This is a genomic window from Paraburkholderia sp. (assembly GCF_035948235.1).
Lineage (GTDB): Bacteria > Pseudomonadota > Gammaproteobacteria > Burkholderiales > Burkholderiaceae > Paraburkholderia.
On sequence record NZ_DASZJJ010000227.1, the window covers coordinates 1 to 17,186 of the forward strand.

15 protein-coding genes are annotated in these 17,186 nt (G+C 63.1%); 12 read left to right on the forward strand and 3 right to left on the reverse strand.

All coding sequences use genetic code 11. The features are described 5' to 3' along the window. Positions 1-115: 115 nt before the first annotated feature. The 3 genes from gph to ompA form a co-directional block, all read right to left on the reverse strand. Positions 116-835, reverse strand: coding sequence for a phosphoglycolate phosphatase (gene gph / locus VG320_RS19655; RefSeq protein ID WP_327201751.1), 720 nt, complete (start codon positions 833-835; stop codon positions 116-118). 21 nt (positions 836-856) lie between these two features. After that, the gene (gene ubiG, locus VG320_RS19660) at positions 857-1,555 is read right to left on the reverse strand and encodes a bifunctional 2-polyprenyl-6-hydroxyphenol methylase/3-demethylubiquinol 3-O-methyltransferase UbiG (protein ID WP_327201752.1); all 699 of its coding nucleotides are present in this window, start codon (positions 1,553-1,555) and stop codon (positions 857-859) included. A gap of 251 nt (positions 1,556-1,806) precedes the next feature. Next, on the reverse strand, positions 1,807-2,451 hold the full coding sequence (ompA, locus tag VG320_RS19665) for an outer membrane protein OmpA (RefSeq protein ID WP_103707049.1): 645 nt from the start codon (positions 2,449-2,451) through the stop codon (positions 1,807-1,809). A 635-nt stretch (positions 2,452-3,086) separates the two neighbouring features. Here ompA and gyrA point away from each other — a divergent pair. The 12 genes from gyrA to VG320_RS19725 all read left to right on the forward strand — a co-directional run. Next, positions 3,087-5,696, forward strand: coding sequence for a DNA gyrase subunit A (gyrA, locus tag VG320_RS19670; protein ID WP_327201753.1), 2,610 nt, complete (start codon positions 3,087-3,089; stop codon positions 5,694-5,696). A gap of 295 nt (positions 5,697-5,991) precedes the next feature. Continuing rightward, entirely contained in the window at positions 5,992-6,597 is a 606-nt protein-coding gene (locus VG320_RS19675) for a DUF2059 domain-containing protein (protein WP_327201754.1), read from the forward strand. Between the two features lie 214 nt (positions 6,598-6,811). Further along, complete coding sequence (gene serC / locus VG320_RS19680; protein WP_327201755.1) at positions 6,812-7,894, forward strand: 3-phosphoserine/phosphohydroxythreonine transaminase; 1,083 nt, start codon at positions 6,812-6,814, stop codon at positions 7,892-7,894. Positions 7,895-7,946: 52 nt separating this feature from the next. Then, positions 7,947-9,029 (forward strand): prephenate dehydratase, encoded by a 1,083-nt coding sequence (gene pheA, locus VG320_RS19685; RefSeq protein ID WP_327201756.1) that lies wholly within the window; start codon positions 7,947-7,949, stop codon positions 9,027-9,029. A 78-nt stretch (positions 9,030-9,107) separates the two neighbouring features. Continuing rightward, positions 9,108-10,067, forward strand: a complete 960-nt coding sequence (locus tag VG320_RS19690; protein WP_327201757.1) for a prephenate dehydrogenase — start codon at positions 9,108-9,110, stop codon at positions 10,065-10,067. Positions 10,068-10,138: 71 nt separating this feature from the next. Next, positions 10,139-11,443: a 3-phosphoshikimate 1-carboxyvinyltransferase gene (gene aroA / locus VG320_RS19695; RefSeq protein ID WP_327201758.1), complete on the forward strand. Its 1,305-nt coding sequence runs from the start codon at positions 10,139-10,141 to the stop codon at positions 11,441-11,443. A gap of 68 nt (positions 11,444-11,511) precedes the next feature. Beyond that, a complete protein-coding gene (cmk, locus tag VG320_RS19700) occupies positions 11,512-12,234 on the forward strand; it encodes a (d)CMP kinase (protein ID WP_327201759.1) in 723 nt (240 codons plus the stop codon). Between the two features lie 154 nt (positions 12,235-12,388). Then, positions 12,389-14,119 carry a 30S ribosomal protein S1 gene (rpsA, locus tag VG320_RS19705; protein ID WP_103707055.1) on the forward strand — a complete coding sequence of 577 codons (1,731 nt, stop codon included), beginning with the start codon at positions 12,389-12,391 and terminating at the stop codon, positions 14,117-14,119. A gap of 25 nt (positions 14,120-14,144) precedes the next feature. Beyond that, entirely contained in the window at positions 14,145-14,468 is a 324-nt protein-coding gene (locus tag VG320_RS19710) for an integration host factor subunit beta (protein WP_103707056.1), read from the forward strand. 371 nt (positions 14,469-14,839) lie between these two features. Beyond that, on the forward strand, positions 14,840-15,133 hold the full coding sequence (locus VG320_RS19715) for a lipopolysaccharide assembly protein LapA domain-containing protein (RefSeq protein ID WP_199123894.1): 294 nt from the start codon (positions 14,840-14,842) through the stop codon (positions 15,131-15,133). 64 nt (positions 15,134-15,197) lie between these two features. Then, the gene (lapB, locus tag VG320_RS19720) at positions 15,198-16,373 is read left to right on the forward strand and encodes a lipopolysaccharide assembly protein LapB (RefSeq protein ID WP_327201760.1); all 1,176 of its coding nucleotides are present in this window, start codon (positions 15,198-15,200) and stop codon (positions 16,371-16,373) included. Between the two features lie 65 nt (positions 16,374-16,438). Next, positions 16,439-17,186 (forward strand): UDP-glucose dehydrogenase family protein (locus tag VG320_RS19725; RefSeq protein ID WP_327201761.1); only part of this gene is annotated, 748 nt, incomplete at its 3' end.

Genomic DNA, 17,186 nt, shown 5'->3' on the forward strand with positions numbered 1-17,186 from the left:
TGCCCTGCCTACTTCATAACCCCTGTCGAAACCAGGTCGGCCCCAGAGGAAGGGACAATTATCCCATAGATCGGCAGATGAGGCGAACCGCGCCCATTTCAAGGGCGCGATGGCCTCAGGTGCGGGGCTTGACGTGTTGCAGCAGGGCGAACAGCGCCTCGGCGGTGTCGGCCACGAAATCGGCGTTCCACTGCGAGGGCGGCTCGATGTTGCCGCAGTAGCCGTAGGCGGCGGCGATGGTCGCCATGCCCGCGGCGTGACCGGCCTGCACGTCGCGCAGATCGTCGCCCACATAGACCACACGCGTGGCGTCGACGCCCAGCGCCTGCGCTGCATGGAGCAGCGGCGCGGGGTGGGGCTTCGAATAAGGTGTCGTATCGCCGCTCACCACGCAGGCCGCGCGCGTATCGAGGTGCATGAGCTTGACGAGCGGGTCTGTCAGGCGCGCGACCTTGTTGGTCACGATGCCCCAGCGCACGCCGCGCGCGTCGAGATCGTCGAGGACCTCGTCGATGCCCGGGAACAGCGCCGTCTCCACGCGCAGGTTGGCCGCGTAGTTGGCGAGGAATTCCTCGCGCATGGCGGCAAACTCGCGATCGTCAGGGCCAATGCCGAAGGCGCCGCCGATCAGGCCGCGCGCGCCGGCGGAGGCGAGCGGGCGCAGCTTCTCGTACGCAGCGGGCGCCAGGCCGCGCGCGTGGCGCATCTGATTGACTGCGGCCGCGAGGTCGGGTGCCGTATCGGCGAGCGTGCCGTCGAAGTCGAACAGGACGGCGTCGCAGGCGGCGAGCGCCGCGCCGTCCGCCGCCGGGCTTTCAGGCGTGTTCTGTGTCATATCGGAGAGGGCAGCGCCGGTTCAGGCGTCGCGCCGGCAGGCGATCATGTAATTGACGCTCGAGTCGTTCGACAGCGCGAAACGACGCGTGAGCGGGTTGTAGGTGATGCCCTTGATTTCGGCCGCGCTCAAGCCGGCCTGACGCGCGAAGCCCGCGAGTTCCGACGGACGGATAAAGCGCGCGTAGTCGTGCGTGCCCTTGGGCAGCATCTGCGCGATGTATTCCGCGCCGATCACGGCCAGCAGATAGGACTTCACGTTGCGGTTGAGCGTCGAGAAGAACACCCAGCCGCCCGGCTTGACCAGCGTGGCGCAGGCTTTGACCACGCTCAGCGGCTCGGGCACGTGTTCGAGCATTTCCATGCACGTCACCACGTCGAACGAGCCGGGCTCGCGCGCGGCGATTGCCTCGGCGGCGATCTCTTCGTATTCCAGCGTGATGCCGCTTTCGAGGCTGTGCAGGTCGGCCACGCCCAGCGCTTCGCTGGACAGGTCGATGCCTTTTACGTTCGCACCGAGACCCGCCATCGACTCCGACAGGATGCCGCCGCCGCAACCGATATCGAGCACACGCTTGCCTGTCAGATGCGCATGGCTGTCGATCCAGCCCAGACGGATGGGATTCAGCTCGTGCAGCGGCTTGAACTCCGCGTTCGGGTCCCACCAGCGATGAGCGAGATCGCTGAATTTCTGCAGTTCGTGGGGATCGGCATTCGTCATGTCGGATTGGCCTGAAGCGCGCAAGCGAAGGTGGAACAAGCCCAGAGTATAAGGGCGCGCGGGTGCGACGGCAAAACAGGGCGGCAATAGCCGCGCCGGATCGCTCGCCAGAGCGCAGTCCTCATGCCCGTGAGTTAGCGGGACGTTCACTTACAAATGCATACAAATATCGCCACGATTCAAATGAATCGCACAATAAAAAAAGCCCCGCCTGAGCGGGGCTTTTGAGTCTTGCTGTCGCAGCTCGCAGATTACTGCTTTTGCGTGCCGACGACTTCGACTTCAACGCGGCGATCCGGTGCGAGGCACGAGATCAGCTGCTTGCGGTTCTTCTGGTTGCAACCCGTGGTGACCGGGTTACGCTTGCCCTTGCCTTCCGTGTAGACGCGCTCAGCCGGCACACCCTTGCTGACCAGGTACGACTTGACGGCTTGCGCACGGCGCAGCGACAGACGGTCGTTGTAGGCAGCCGAACCGATGCGGTCCGTGTAGCCCGTTGCAACGACGACTTCAAGGTTCAGAGCCTGGATCTTGCTTGCCAGATCGTCCAGCTTTTCCTTGCCAGCCGGCTTCAGGACAGCCTTGTCGAAGTCGAACAGGGCGTCAGCTTGATACGTGATCTTCTGGCTCGTGATGGCCGGAGCAACCGGAGCGACCGGCGGCGTCGGTGCCTGGGCGACCAGTGCGCCATCGCACTTTGCGTTGGCCGTGGCCGGCGTCCAGAATGCATCGCGCCAGCAAAGCTCGTTCGTGCCGTTCATCCACACGTATTCGCCGGTACCATTCACCCAGTTGTCATTGACGGCTTGTCGCGACGCCGGCACCGATTGTGCCTGGGCGGTTGCAGCGACTACTGCGGTAGCTGCAATGAACGCGAGCTTTGAAAGTTTATTCATATTTCTCCTCTCGAAATTGAGATTACCGCAGGTTTACTGCGAGCCATATGACGAAGACAAGTCATACATTGCTCGAAGTATAACATTGGCGCGTTGTAGGGCACGTCTTGTGTAGACTTCGAGCGGTGTCTAACTCTTTGTGCGTTGGCATTTTGCCATATCGTTCCCTTCCAACGATAAAAAAAATCCGCCCCTTTCTTTGGGGCTTGTCGAATGTGGTAGACCCGCAACAAAAAGTTCCCGCCCGTTCTCCTGGTAGTGTGCCTGGTTGTTGGGGAAGCGCAAGCGATCATTCCGCGGATGCTGTTTATTGTCATATTCGAAAGGTAAACGCGCGCGTATATGAGGCGAAACTACAACTGCTGCGCTTATTTAATTAGTCGTTTCCGCGTGTCATCTTCCGTACAGCTTCAAGGTTGCTCCCAGGCTGCTTATGGGGCTCTGGAAAGCCGCCGCAAGCTCCCCCTCTAATAGGTATACGTGCATCGCTCCTGGACGGCGGGCGGGGGTGCCGCGCGTGATAGAATCGGAAGATTGCGCTGCGTCTGCGGCGTCCATGCGACAGCAGGGTGCAACCCAGGGCTTCCGGCGGCTTTCGCCGTTAGCACTGCGCGTGCCCGACAACGACATCGATAATGGATCAATTCGCCAAAGAGACTCTGCCTATCTCCCTAGAGGAGGAAATGCGCCGCTCGTATCTCGATTACGCGATGAGCGTGATCGTGGGGCGGGCGCTTCCGGATGTGCGCGACGGCCTGAAGCCCGTGCACCGGCGCGTGCTGTATGCAATGCACGAGTTGAACAACGACTGGAACCGCGCTTACAAGAAGTCGGCGCGTATCGTCGGCGACGTGATCGGTAAGTACCACCCGCACGGCGACACGGCTGTCTACGACACCATCGTCCGCATGGCGCAGAACTTTTCGCTGCGCTACATGCTGGTCGACGGCCAGGGCAACTTCGGCTCGATCGACGGCGACAACGCCGCGGCCATGCGTTACACCGAAATCCGCATGGCGAAGATCGGTCACGAACTGCTGGCCGATATCGACAAGGAAACGGTCGACTTCGGGCCGAACTACGACGGCAGCGAAAGCGAGCCGCTGATCCTGCCCGCGCGCATCCCGAACCTGCTGATCAACGGCTCGTCGGGTATCGCGGTCGGCATGGCCACGAATATCCCGCCGCACAATCTCAACGAAGTTGTCGACGCCTGCCAGCATCTGCTCAAGACGCCCGAGGCCACGATCGACGAGTTGATCGAGATCATCCCCGCGCCCGATTTCCCGACCGCCGGCATTATTTACGGCGTCGCCGGCGTGCGCGACGGCTATCGCACGGGGCGCGGGCGCGTCGTGATGCGCGCCGCCACGCACTTTGAAGAGATCGATCGCGGCCAGCGCATGGCGATCATCGTCGACGAACTGCCGTATCAGGTGAACAAGCGTTCGCTGCTCGAGCGCATCGCCGAACTCGTCAACGAGAAAAAGCTCGAAGGCATTTCCGACATTCGCGACGAGTCCGACAAGAGCGGCATGCGTGTCGTGATCGAGCTCAAGCGCGGCGAAGTGCCCGAGGTGATCCTCAACAACCTGTACAAGGCGACGCAGCTGCAGGACACGTTCGGCATGAACATGGTCGCGCTGGTGGATAACCAGCCGAAGCTGCTGAACCTCAAGGAAATGCTCCAGCATTTCCTGTCGCACCGCCGCGAAGTGCTCACGCGCCGCACGGTGTACGAACTGCGCAAGGCGCGCGAACGCGGTCACGTGCTGGAAGGCCTGGCCGTGGCGCTCGCCAACATCGACGACTTCATCGCGATCATCAAGGCTGCGCCCACGCCGCCTATCGCGAAGCAGGAGTTGATGAACCAGTCGTGGGATTCGTCGCTGGTGCGCGAGATGCTCCAGCGCGCCGAGCAGGACAATGCCTCGGCGGGTGGTCGCGAAGCCTATCGTCCGGAAGGGCTCAACCCGCTTTATGGTATGCAGGGCGACGGTCTCTACCGTCTGTCCGACACGCAGGCGCAGGAAATCCTGCAAATGCGTCTGCAGCGCCTGACGGGTCTGGAGCAGGACAAGATCATCGGCGAGTACCGCGAAGTCATGGCCCAGATCGCCGACCTGCTCGACATCCTTGCGCGCCCGGAACGCGTAACGACGATGATTTCCGACGAACTCACCGCGATCAAGAGCGAATTCGGCGATGCCCGCCGCTCGAAGATCGAGATGAACGCGACCGAGCTGAACACCGAAGACCTGATCACGCCGCAGGACATGGTCGTGACCATGTCACATTCGGGTTACGTGAAGTCGCAGCCGCTGTCCGAATATCGCGCCCAGAAGCGCGGTGGCCGCGGCAAGCAGGCGACGTCGATGAAGGACGACGACTGGATCGACACGCTCTTCATCGCCAATACGCACGACCACATCCTGTGCTTCTCGAACCGTGGCCGCGTGTACTGGGTCAAGGTCTATGAGGTTCCGCAAGGTTCGCGCAACTCGCGCGGCCGTCCGATCGTGAACATGTTCCCGCTGCAGGACGGCGAGAAGATCACGGTGGTGCTGCCGGTGAAGGAATTCTCGGCCGACAAGTTCGTCTTTATGGCGACTGCCCTGGGCACGGTCAAGAAGACGCCGCTTGAGGCCTTCAGCCGCCCGCTGCGCAAGGGTATTATTGCGGTCGGTCTGGACGACGGCGATTACCTGATCGGCGCGGCCATCACGGACGGCGAACACGATGTCATGCTGTTCTCGGACGCCGGCAAGGCCGTGCGCTTCGACGAGAACGACGTGCGTCCGATGGGCCGCGAGGCACGCGGCGTGCGCGGCATGCAGCTCGACGACGGCCAGCAGGTGATCGCCCTGCTGGTGGCCGGCGACGAACAGCAATCCGTGCTGACCGCTACCGAAAATGGTTACGGCAAGCGCACGCCGATCACCGAGTACACGCGCCACGGCCGCGGCACCAAGGGCATGATTGCGATCCAGACCTCGGAGCGCAACGGCAAGGTGGTGGCCGCGACGCTCGTGGACCCGGAAGCGCAGATCATGCTGATCACGACCACGGGTGTGCTGATCCGCACACGTGTCTCGGAAATTCGCGAAATGGGCCGCGCAACGCAAGGTGTTACACTCATCAGCCTTGACGAAGGCACGAAGCTCTCGGGCCTGCAGCAGGTTGCCGAAGCCGATGCCGACGGCGATATCGCCGAAGGCGAGGGTGAGGGCGAAAGCGAGGAGTAAGGCTTAAGCCCGCAGGACTGAACGGCCCGCGCGAGCGGGCCGCTTCGTGTCAGGCGTTTCGCTTGTGGTTTGCTGGCAAGAATATCTGGGCTGTTTTTGGGTTCTGATTTTGGGTTATTTGCCGGCGGTGTCATGGTGGCCTTCAAGGCCGATCGGCACTGCGGGTTTTGAATGATGCCGGGCGGATCGGGCCGTGGGCGCGAAGGTTACGGATCTAGCCGTAATCAGGCAGTATCAGGCGCGCCCCGCAGTCCGCACGGCAGGCAATTCGATTAATTTCACAGAGGGAGTAATGATGCAAAAACGATTCAAGCAGGTTATGTTGCTGGCCGCTCTCGTGCCGACGTTTGCCATGGCTCAGGCGCTCCAGTCCCAGGCGCCGGCAGCGGCTCCGGCTGCTGCCGCAGCACCGATTGATCCGGCCAAGCAAGCTGCGATCAAGGACCTGCTGGACGCAATCGACGCGCAGAAGCTCGTCGGCGCAATCGGCAACAGCGCACAGATGCAAGCCAAGCAGCTCGTGCCGGCGATCCTCTCGGACGCGCTGTCGGAAAACAAGACGATGACGGACAAGCAGAAGCAAGCTGCTGTCCCGACGCTGCAGAAGAACGCAGTGCCGAAGCTGGTTGACGGCGCAGGCCAGGTCTTCGCAACCGACAGCTTCAAGCAGGACGCAATGGAAGCGCAGTACGAAGCCTACGCCAAGTACTACAGCACGCAGGAAATCAAGGATCTGTCGACGTTCTATCGCAGCCCGACCGGCCGCAAGTTCATCCAGGTTCAAGATCAGGTTGGCCGCGACGTGGTCAACGGCCTGATGCAGAAGTACATGCCGCAATCGATCAAGGCAACGCGCGACCAGGCTGACAAGGAAGTCGCTGCAGTCAAGCCGGGCAAGTAAGCACGCCTCGCTGACCGCGTTCGCCGCCGCTGTATATAAGCGTGCGGCAAACGCGGGCCAGATCGAGCCGCGTTGTCCCGGAACCCCGCGTTGGCGGGTTCCCGGTGACAATGCGATAATGGCCGTTTGCGCGATAAGCGCAGACGGCCATTTTCTTTTTTCGGCGCGTCCCGGCCTCCATTGCCGCAGCGCCCGCCTCGGGGATCTCCAAACGATGCGCGTCTTCAACTTCTCCGCCGGACCGGCTGCACTGCCTGAAGAAGTTCTCCGTCAGGCCGCCGACGAAATGCTCGACTGGCACGGCAGCGGCATGGGCGTGATGGAAATGAGCCATCGCGGTCCCGAATTCATGCAGATCCACAGCGAAGCGCTGCTCGATCTGCGCGATCTGATGCAGGTCCCTGCGAGCCACCAGATCCTGTTCCTGCAGGGCGGCGGCATCGGCGAAAACGCCATCGTGCCGCTCAACCTGTTCGGCGCGAAGCCGCGCGCGGACTACGTCATCACCGGTTCGTGGTCGCAGAAGTCGCAGAAGGAAGCGCTCAAGTACGGCGCCTCGCACATCGCTGCCACGGGCAAGACCGAAGCCGGTTTCACGCATTCGCCGCCGAAAAGCGAATGGCAGCTCTCCGACGATCCCGCCTACGTGCATCTGTGCACCAACGAGACGATCGACGGCGTCGAGACCTTCGAAATCCCCGATCTGGGCGATATTCCGCTGGTTGCGGATGCCTCGTCGCACATCCTCTCGCGCCCGATGGACATCGCCAAGTACGGCGTGCTCTACGGCGGCGCGCAGAAGAATATCGGCATGGCGGGCGTGACGGTTGTGATCGTGCGCGAGGATCTGCTCGACCGTTCGATGCCCATCTGCCCGTCGGCGTTCGAATGGAAGACGGTCGCCGCCAACAACTCCATGTTCAACACGCCGCCCACGTACGCGATCTATATCGCGGGCCTCGTGTTCAAGTGGTTGAAGCGCCAGGGTGGCCTCGAAGCCATCGAGGCGCGCAATATCGAAAAAGCAGGACTGCTCTACGACACGATCGACGCGAGCAGCTTCTACATCAATAAGGTGGAGCGCCGCGCGCGCTCGCGGATGAACGTACCGTTCTTCCTCGCCGACGAAACACGTAATGATGATTTCCTGGCCGGCGCGAAGGCGCGCGGGCTTCTGCAGCTGAAGGGCCACAAGTCCGTCGGCGGCATGCGGGCGTCGATTTACAACGCGGTGCCGCTCGAAGCAGTGCAGGCACTTGTCGAGTACATGAAGGAATTCGAAGCGAAGCACGCCTGACGCAGGCTGCCCATCGTTTCGTATTTATCCTTCCAGATTGCCGGTTTCACGCATGGACGACGAACTCAATTCTCAACTCAAGCCGTTGCGCGAGCGCATCGATGCCATCGACGCGCAGCTCATCGCGCTCCTGAACCAGCGCGCTTCGGTCGCGCTCGAAGTGGGCGAGGTCAAGAAGCACTTCAACGCGCCCGTGTTTCGCCCGGAGCGCGAGCTTCAGGTGATCGAGCGCCTGCAGGGCCTGAGCGACGGGCCGCTTGGCAACGATCACATCAGCGCGATCTGGCGCGAGATCATGGCCGCGAGCCGCTCGCTCGAAAAGACCATCACGGCCGCGTTCCTCGGGCCGGTCGGCACCTATAGCGAGCAGGCGATGTACGCGTACTTCGGTCAGTCGATCGAAGGTCTGCCGTGCCCGTCGATCGACGAAGTGTTCCGCGCGGTCGAATCCGGCGCGTCCGAATTCGGCGTGGTGCCGGTCGAGAATTCGACCGAAGGCGCAGTGTCGCGCACGCTCGATCTGTTCCTGCAGACGCAACTGGTGATCGGCGGCGAAATCGCCATGCCGATCCAGCACAACCTGATGACGCAAAGCGGCAAGCTCGCGGGCGTGACGCGCGTGTGCGCGCATCCGCAAGCGCTCGCGCAGTGTCAGCACTGGCTCACGGCGAACGCGCCGCATCTGGAGCGCCAGGCCGTGTCGAGCAACGCCGAAGCCGCACGCCTCGCATCGGAAGATCCCACGGTTGCGGCCATCGCGGGCGAACGCGCGGCCACGCACTACGGCCTGCTGATCGCCAACGCGCTGATCCAGGACGATCCGCACAACCGCACGCGCTTCGTGATGATCGGCAAGCAGCCGGCGGGCGTGTCGGGTCACGACCAGACGTCGATGATCGTGTCGGTGAAGAACGAGCCGGGCGCGGTCTACAAGCTGCTTGAGCCGCTCGCGCGCCACGGCGTGTCGATGACGCGTTTCGAATCGCGTCCGGCGCGCGTCGGTACGTGGGAGTACTACTTCTATATCGACTTCGAAGGGCATCGCGACGAACCGGCAGTGGCCGCCGCGCTCGACGAACTCGGCAAGAAGGCCGCGTTTCTCAAGATCCTCGGTTCGTATCCGCGTTCGCGCTGATTGGCGCACGGGGTTGCGCAATGCGTTGCGCGCTCGCGTCGGTTACGCGTGCGCGAACCTACTTTTTTCGGTGATGGCGTGAGCGCGTTCTCTTTCAACAAGCTGGTGATTTTCGGCGTCGGCCTGATCGGCGGATCGCTTGCGCGCGGGCTGCGCGAGCGCGCTGGCCACGGCGGCGAGGTGATCGGCGTGGGCCGCCGCGCGCATTCGGTTGCGCGCGCGCTGGAGCTGGGTGTCGTCGATGCGGTTGCGACCTTCGACGACGACGCGGCGCTGGCCAACGCGCTCGACGGCGCGGATCTCGTACTGATCGCCGCGCCCGTGGCGCAGACGCAGATGCTGCTCGAACGCATCGCGCCGCATCTGCAGCCGCACACCATCGTCACCGACGCGGGCAGCACCAAAAGCGACGTGATCGCCGCCGCGCGTGCGGCGCTGGGTGCGCGCATCGGCCAGTTCGTGCCGGGCCATCCGATTGCGGGCCGCGAGTCGAGCGGCGTGGAAGCCGCGCTGCCCGACCTGTACGCCGGCCGCAACGTCGTGCTGTGCCCGCTGCCCGAAAACGCCCCGGCGGACGTCGAGCGCATCGCGCAGATGTGGCGCGCAACGGGCGCGGTGATCGGCCAGATGAGCGCCGGGCAGCACGATCGCGTGTTCGCTTCGGTGAGCCATCTGCCGCACGTGCTGTCGTTCGCGCTGGTGGACCAGATTCTCGCTACGCCCGACGCCGAGCTGAAATTCTCGTTCGCGGCGGGCGGTTTTCGCGACTTCACGCGCATTGCCGCGTCGAGCCCGGAAATGTGGCGCGACGTGTGCCTGGCGAACCGCACGGCGCTGCTCGCGGAACTCGACGCCTACACTGAAGTGCTGGCGAAGCTGCGCGCGGCCATCGACGCCGGTGACGGCGAGGCGCTCGAAACCGTGTTCACGCGCTCGCGCGCGGCGCGCAAGGCATGGCAGGAGCGCGGCGGCAAGAGCGCAGCAGCAAGCGAAGCGGCGAATGAACCGACGCCCTCGCAAGCAGGACCCGACAAGTAAGGCATCAGTCATGCGGCAGGGCGCTGGCATCCTTTGTTGACCACGCCACGCCGCACCATCAGGACACGCTCATGGAACACCTCGATCTCGGACCGTTCACCCGTGCGTCCGGCACGATCCGCCTGCCCGGCTCGAAGAGCATCTCGAACCGCGTGCTGCTGCTCGCGGCGCTGGCCGAAGGCGAAACGACGATCACGAACCTGCTCGACTCCGACGACACGCGCGTGATGCTCGACGCGCTGGAAACGCTCGGCGTGAAGCTCAAGCGCGAAGGCGACACCTGCGTCGTGCAGGGCACGCGCGGCGCCTTTACGGCGGTGCGCGCGGATCTCTTCCTCGGTAACGCCGGCACGGCGGTGCGCCCGCTCACCGCGGCGCTCGCGGTCAACGGCGGCGACTATCGCATCCACGGCGTGCCGCGCATGCACGAGCGCCCGATCGGCGACCTCGTCGACGGTCTGCGCCAGATCGGCGCGAAGATCGATTACGAAGAGAACGAGGGCTATCCGCCGCTGCGCATCCGTCCTGCGCAGATCAACGTGAGCGCGCCGGTGCGCGTGCGTGGCGACGTGTCGAGCCAGTTCCTCACTTCGCTGCTGATGACGCTGCCGCTGGTGCGCGCCGAAGGCGGCGTGACGATCGTCGAAATCGACGGCGAGCTGATCTCCAAGCCTTATATCGAGATCACGATCAAGCTGATGGAGCGCTTCGGCGTGAAGGTCGAGCGCCACGGCTGGCACCGCTTCGAGGTGCCGGCGGGCGTGCGCTACCAGTCGCCGGGCAAGATCATGGTGGAAGGCGATGCGTCGTCGGCGTCGTATTTCCTCGCGGCGGGCGCCATTGGCGGCGGCCCGATCCGTGTGGAAGGCGTGGGCCGCTCGAGCATCCAGGGCGACGTCGCGTTCGCGGCGGCGCTCATGCGCATGGGCGCGAACGTGACGGTCGCCGACGACTGGATCGAGGTGCGCGGGATCGGCAACGATCACGGCAAGCTCGACCCGATCGACATGGACTTCAACCTGATTCCCGATGCGGCCATGACGATCGCCGTCGCCGCCTTGTTCGCCGACGGCGCGACCACGCTGCGCAACATCGCGAGCTGGCGCGTGAAGGAAACCGACCGCATCGCCGCGATGGCCACGGAGCTGCGCAAGGTGGGCGCGGACGTGGAGGAGGGCCCGGATTACCTGATCGTGCGCCCGCCCGAGCAACTCACGCCGAACGCTGCGATCGACACTTATGACGATCACCGCATGGCGATGTGCTTCTCGCTGGTGAGCCTGGGCAATGTGCCGGTGCGCATCAACGATCCGAAGTGCGTCGGCAAGACGTTCCCTGATTACTTCGAGCGCTTCCTGGCGCTCGCGCAAGCCTGATTCTGGCCTGACTTCTGCCTGACTTCTTTTAGCAGCCGTAATTTTCGCTGCACGAAACCGACCGCCGCATGAAATCGACTCGTCCCTTTTACCCGACGCCCGTGATCACGATCGACGGCCCGACTGCCTCCGGTAAGGGCACGGTGGCCACGCTGGTCGCCGCGCACCTGGGCTTTCACCTGCTCGACAGCGGCGCGCTGTACCGGCTCGCCGCGCTTGCGAGCATGCGCTACACGATCGCCGCCGACGATGCCGACGGGCTGGAAAAGCTGATCGACGATCTCCACATCACGTTCCGCGAAGGCATGGCGCAGCTCGACGGCGTTGACGTTTCGAACGAAATTCGCGCCGAGGAAGTGGGTAACCGGGCTTCGATGATCGCGGCGCACCCGTCCGTGCGCACCGCGCTGGTGGCCCGTCAACGGGCCTTCCGCAAGCTGCCGGGCCTTGTCGCCGACGGCCGCGACATGGGCACGGTGATCTTCCCGGACGCCGGTTTGAAGGTGTTCCTGACGGCCAGCGTGGAGGCCCGCGCGGCCCGCCGGCATAAGCAATTGATCCAAAAAGGATTTTCTGCTAATATGGATGACTTGCTCCGGGATTTGCGTGAACGCGACGCGCGCGATAGTAATCGCACAGCCGCGCCGCTCAAGCCCGCAGCGGATGCGAAGCTGCTGGATACCTCGGCGCTGTCCATCGACCAGGCGGTCGAACAGGTCGTGCAGTGGTACCAGGAGTCGAGCGAACTGCGCCCCGTGCGTCATGCAGATGCACACGGCAAGTTGCAGTAAAGAGCAATCGTAGTACGTAGTGGTGCCCTGCTGGGAAGCGGGGCGTGTCTTAAACCCTTTAACCCCGTGTGGCTTTTGCATCTGTGCCGCGAACGTAAGCGCTCCGGCCTCAACGCCCGACCGGTCAAAACTGGCTGTCGGAGCAGCGAAAACCATGCAAATCCAGATTTTTATGTCCGACCTGCAAACCTCCACCCCGAATACCGAATCTTTTGCGGCTCTGTTCGAAGAGTCGCTGACCCGTCAAGACATGCGCGCCGGCGAAGTGATCTCCGCCGAAGTCGTGCGTGTTGACCACAACTTCGTGGTCGTGAACGCTGGTCTCAAGTCCGAAGCCTATATTCCGCTCGAAGAGTTCCTGAACGACGCGGGTGAAGTGGAAGTGCAGGCGGGCGATTTCGTTTCCGTCGCGATCGACGCGCTGGAAAACGGCTACGGCGACACGATCCTGTCGCGCGACAAGGCGAAGCGTCTCGCTTCGTGGCTGTCGCTGGAAAAGGCTCTCGACAACAACGAACTCGTGACCGGCACGATCACGGGCAAGGTCAAGGGCGGCATGACCGTCATGGTCAACGGCATCCGCGCGTTCCTGCCGGGTTCGCTCGTCGACACGCGTCCGGTCAAGGACACGACGCCGTACGAAGGCAAGACGCTCGAATTCCGCGTCATCAAGCTCGACCGCAAGCGTAACAACGTCGTGCTGTCGCGCCGCGCTGTGATCGAAGCGACCCAAGGCGAAGAGCGCGCAAAGCTGCTCGAAACGCTGAAGGAAGGCGCGATCGTCAACGGCGTGGTCAAGAACATCACCGACTACGGCGCGTTCGTGGACCTCGGCGGCATCGACGGCCTGCTGCACATCACCGACATCGCATGGCGTCGCGTGCGTCACCCGTCGGAAGTGCTGTCGGTTGGCCAGGAAGTCACGGCAAAGATCCTCAAGTTCGACCAGGAAAAGAACCGCGTTTCGCTCGGTATCAAGCAACTGGGCGACGATCCGTGGGAAGGCATCTCGCGCCGTTACCCGTCGGGCACGCGCCTGTTCGGTAAGGTCACCAACATCACCGACTACGGCGCGTTCGTCGAAGTCGAATCGGGCATCGAAGGCCTGGTTCACGTGTCGGAAATGGACTGGACCAACAAGAACGTTGCTCCGTCGAAGGTTGTCCAGCTGGGCGACGAAGTCGAAGTCATGGTCCTCGAGATCGACGAAGACCGCCGCCGCATCTCGCTCGGCATGAAGCAGTGCAAGCCGAACCCGTGGGATGACTTCAGCCGCAACTTCAAGAAGGGCGACAAGCTGCAAGGCGCAATCAAGTCGATCACCGACTTCGGCGTCTTCATCGGTCTGCCGGGCGGCATCGACGGTCTGGTTCACCTGTCGGACCTGTCGTGGTCGGAAACGGGCGAAGAAGCTGTTCGCAAGTACAAGAAGGGCGACGAAGTCGAAGCCGTGGTTCTGGGCATCGACGTCGAGAAGGAACGCATCTCGCTGGGTATCAAGCAGCTCGAAGGCGACCCGTTCAGCAACTTCGTTGCTGTCAACGACAAGGGTTCGACGGTTGACGGCGTGGTCAAGTCGGTCGACGCAAAGGGTGCAGTTATCACCCTGAACGCCGACGTCGAAGGCTACCTGCGTGCTTCGGAAATCGCGCAAGACCGCGTGGAAGATGCTCGCAACGTGCTGAAGGAAGGCGACAAGGTCAACGCGATGATCATCAACATCGATCGCAAGTCGCGTGGCATCAACCTGTCGATCAAGGCCAAGGACTCGGCTGAGACGCAGGAAGCCCTGCGCAGCATGTCGTCGGACACGGGCGCGGCTGCCACCGGCACGACCAACCTCGGCGCGCTGCTGAAGGCCAAGCTCGACGGCCAGAACCAGTAAGCCTCAAACGGGGGCAAGCTGAAGTATGACCAAATCTGAATTGGTCGCGCAGCTGGCTACGCGATTTCCGCAACTTGTTCTCAAGGATGCGGATTTCGCGGTCAAAACGATGCTCGATGCGATGTCCGAGGCGCTTGCCAAGGGCCATCGCATCGAAATTCGCGGCTTCGGCAGTTTCGGACTGAATCGCCGGCCGTCACGCGTTGGACGCAATCCCAAGTCGGGTGAAAAGGTGTTGGTGCCTGAGAAGTTCGTACCGCACTTCAAGCCGGGCAAGGAGCTGCGCGAGCGCGTGGACCGTCGTTCGGGCGAGCCGCTGAAGGCGGAAGAGCCGGACGACGATCTGTAATCGCCGCAAGGTTATTGCAGCGGTTGCAGCCGTTGGCGGTCAATGCCAGATGCCAGTGCATGGACCGAAGAAAGCGCAGGGTTTTTAAACCCGGCGCTTTTTTTTCGTCTGCGTTTTTTGAGTGCCCGCTTTTGCGCCGCCGTTTTTCGTCACCTTTTTTGATTCATCATTCCTTTCGCGGTGTGAGGCGAGGGCAGGCCGTGTAAGGTGTGTCTTGTCGCCCCGCATTGTTCGGCCCACTGTGCGACTTCGCGCACGCGCCGGGTCGCGGGCCGTTCCATTACAATACGGGACACTTCGGCGCGTCCTTTGCTGCGGCGCAGCAAGCCGGCCGCGCCGGCGCTCTCCCGCAACTGCCAAGAGAATCCTTCATGAGATTGATCGCCTGGGTGATCCGTGTGCTGGTCTTCGTGCTGCTGCTCGTGCTCGCACTGGCCAACACGCAAACCACGACGCTGAACTTTCTGGCCGGCTATGCGTGGCAGGCCCCGCTCATCCTGATCGGGCTGGCGTTCTTCGTGGTCGGTCTGCTGGCTGGGCTGCTTTCGGCGCTGCCGGCAATGTTCCGGCTGCGCATGGAAAACGGCCGCCTCAAGCGTGAGTTGCGCACTGCGCGCGAAACGCCTGTAGTCGTCGCGGAACCGCCGCTGCCGCCGCTCATCTGATTCGAATCACCCGCCGCGCGCGCTCGTCCTGGCGCGTGGCACGTAACCTCAAACCATCGCTCGCATGGATCTCGATTTCTGGTGGCTCCTCGTCATTCCCGTCGCGTTCGCGCTCGGCTGGATGGCGTCGCGCTACGACCTCAAGGCGCTGCTGTCCGAAAGCGCCAACCTGCCGCGCTCCTATTTTCGCGGCCTGAACTTCCTGCTCAACGAACAGCCGGACAAGGCGATCGACGCATTCATCGAAGTCGCCAAGCTCGACCCGGAAACGGTCGAGCTGCACTTCGCGCTCGGTAACCTGTTCCGGCGTCGCGGCGAAACCGACCGCGCGATCCGCGTGCACCAGAACCTGCTTTCGCGTGCGGACCTGCCCGTGAACGAGCGCGACCACGCACTCTTTGAACTCGGCCAGGATTTCCTGAAGGCGGGTCTGCTCGACCGTGCCGAGGAAACCTTCGGCACGCTCAAGTCGGGCGACTACGCGCAGGGCGCGCAGCGTGCGCTGCTCACGATCTATGAGATCGAGAAGGACTGGAAGCGCTCGATCGACACCGCGCGCCAGCTCGAGACCATGGGCGCCGCGCCGCTTGGCCTCGAAATCGCGCAGTTCCATTGCGAACTCGCGCAGGAAGCGCTGCAGCGCAAGAACCCGGAAGAAGCGCGACGCCAGCTTGACCTCGCGCTCAAGGCGAATCCGCAGAACGTGCGCGCTACGATCCTCGCGGGCGATGTGGATGCTGCGAGCGGCGACGCCCAGTCGGCGCTTATGCAGTGGAAGCGCGTCGAGCCGCAGAATCCCGCCTATTTGCCGCTGGTCGCCGAAAAGGTCATGAAGGCCTACGAAACGCTGGGCCGTGCGCCCGAAGGCGCGCAACTGCTCACCGAGTGGGTCGATCGCCATTCGCAGAACGATCTGCTCGACGTGGCCTATAAATATGTTGCCGAGCTGAGCGGCCCCGACGCGGCTCACACGCTCGCGCGCACGCAGATGCAGAAGTCGCCGAATCTCGCCGGCATGACGCGTCTGCTCGAAGCGCAGCAGGCCGCCGCCGAGGAACCGCGCCGCAGCGAACTGGAACTCATGCGCAAGCTGATCCAGCAGCGCACCAAGAATCTGCCGCGCTATACCTGCCAGAACTGCGGTTTCCGCGCGCGTCTTTTCTACTGGCAATGCCCGGGCTGTAGCGGTTGGGAAACCTACGCGCCGCGCCGCGTCGAGCCGATTCCGGCGTCGAGCTGACGGGTCGGATCAAGCCGGCCCGCGACCATGCAATATCAACATCCGAATCTGTCACCGGAGCGCGTATGAAAATCACCATTATCGGTACCGGCTACGTTGGCCTCGTCACCGGGGCGTGCCTTGCCGAAATCGGTCACGACGTGTTCTGCCTCGACGTCGATCCGCGCAAGATCGACATCCTGAACAACGGCGGCGTGCCGATCCACGAGCCAGGTCTGCTCGAGCTGATCCAGCGCAATCGCAAGGCGCGCCGCATCACGTTTTCCACCGACATCGCTGCGAGCGTCGAGCACGGCGAAGTGCAGTTCATCGCCGTCGGCACGCCGCCGGACGAAGACGGTTCCGCCGACCTGCAGTACGTGCTGGAAGCGGCGCGCAGCATCGGCCGCCACATGAACGGCTTCAAGGTGATCGTCGATAAATCGACGGTGCCGGTCGGCACGGCCCAGCGCGTGCAGGCCGTAGTCGCCGAAGAACTCGCCAAACGCGGCATCGACGCGAGCGAGCAGCATCGCTTCTCGGTGGTCTCGAATCCCGAATTCCTCAAAGAGGGCGCGGCCGTGGACGATTTCATGCGTCCGGACCGCATCATCATCGGCATCGACGAGGACGCCAACGGCGAAATCGCGCGCGAGAAGATGAAGCGCCTCTACGCGCCGTTCAACCGCAATCACGAGCGCACGCTGTACATGGATGTGCGCTCGGCTGAGTTCACGAAATACGCAGCAAATGCGATGCTCGCCACGCGCATCTCGTTCATGAACGAGATGTCGAATCTGGCGGATCGGGTGGGCGCGGATATCGAAGCGGTGC

Bases quoted from the DNA above. Each gene is read 5' to 3' on its own strand.
- gph (WP_327201751.1), bottom strand. From the start codon at position 835: ATGACACAGAACACGCCTGAAAGCCCGGCGGCGGACGGCGCGGCGCTC.
- ubiG (WP_327201752.1), bottom strand. From the start codon at position 1,555: ATGACGAATGCCGATCCCCACGAACTGCAGAAATTCAGCGATCTCGCT.
- ompA (WP_103707049.1), bottom strand. From the start codon at position 2,451: ATGAATAAACTTTCAAAGCTCGCGTTCATTGCAGCTACCGCAGTAGTC.
- gyrA (WP_327201753.1), top strand. From the start codon at position 3,087: ATGGATCAATTCGCCAAAGAGACTCTGCCTATCTCCCTAGAGGAGGAA.
- VG320_RS19675 (WP_327201754.1), top strand. From the start codon at position 5,992: ATGCAAAAACGATTCAAGCAGGTTATGTTGCTGGCCGCTCTCGTGCCG.
- serC (WP_327201755.1), top strand. From the start codon at position 6,812: ATGCGCGTCTTCAACTTCTCCGCCGGACCGGCTGCACTGCCTGAAGAA.
- pheA (WP_327201756.1), top strand. From the start codon at position 7,947: ATGGACGACGAACTCAATTCTCAACTCAAGCCGTTGCGCGAGCGCATC.
- aroA (WP_327201758.1), top strand. From the start codon at position 10,139: ATGGAACACCTCGATCTCGGACCGTTCACCCGTGCGTCCGGCACGATC.
- cmk (WP_327201759.1), top strand. From the start codon at position 11,512: ATGAAATCGACTCGTCCCTTTTACCCGACGCCCGTGATCACGATCGAC.
- rpsA (WP_103707055.1), top strand. From the start codon at position 12,389: ATGCAAATCCAGATTTTTATGTCCGACCTGCAAACCTCCACCCCGAAT.
- VG320_RS19710 (WP_103707056.1), top strand. From the start codon at position 14,145: ATGACCAAATCTGAATTGGTCGCGCAGCTGGCTACGCGATTTCCGCAA.
- VG320_RS19715 (WP_199123894.1), top strand. From the start codon at position 14,840: ATGAGATTGATCGCCTGGGTGATCCGTGTGCTGGTCTTCGTGCTGCTG.
- lapB (WP_327201760.1), top strand. From the start codon at position 15,198: ATGGATCTCGATTTCTGGTGGCTCCTCGTCATTCCCGTCGCGTTCGCG.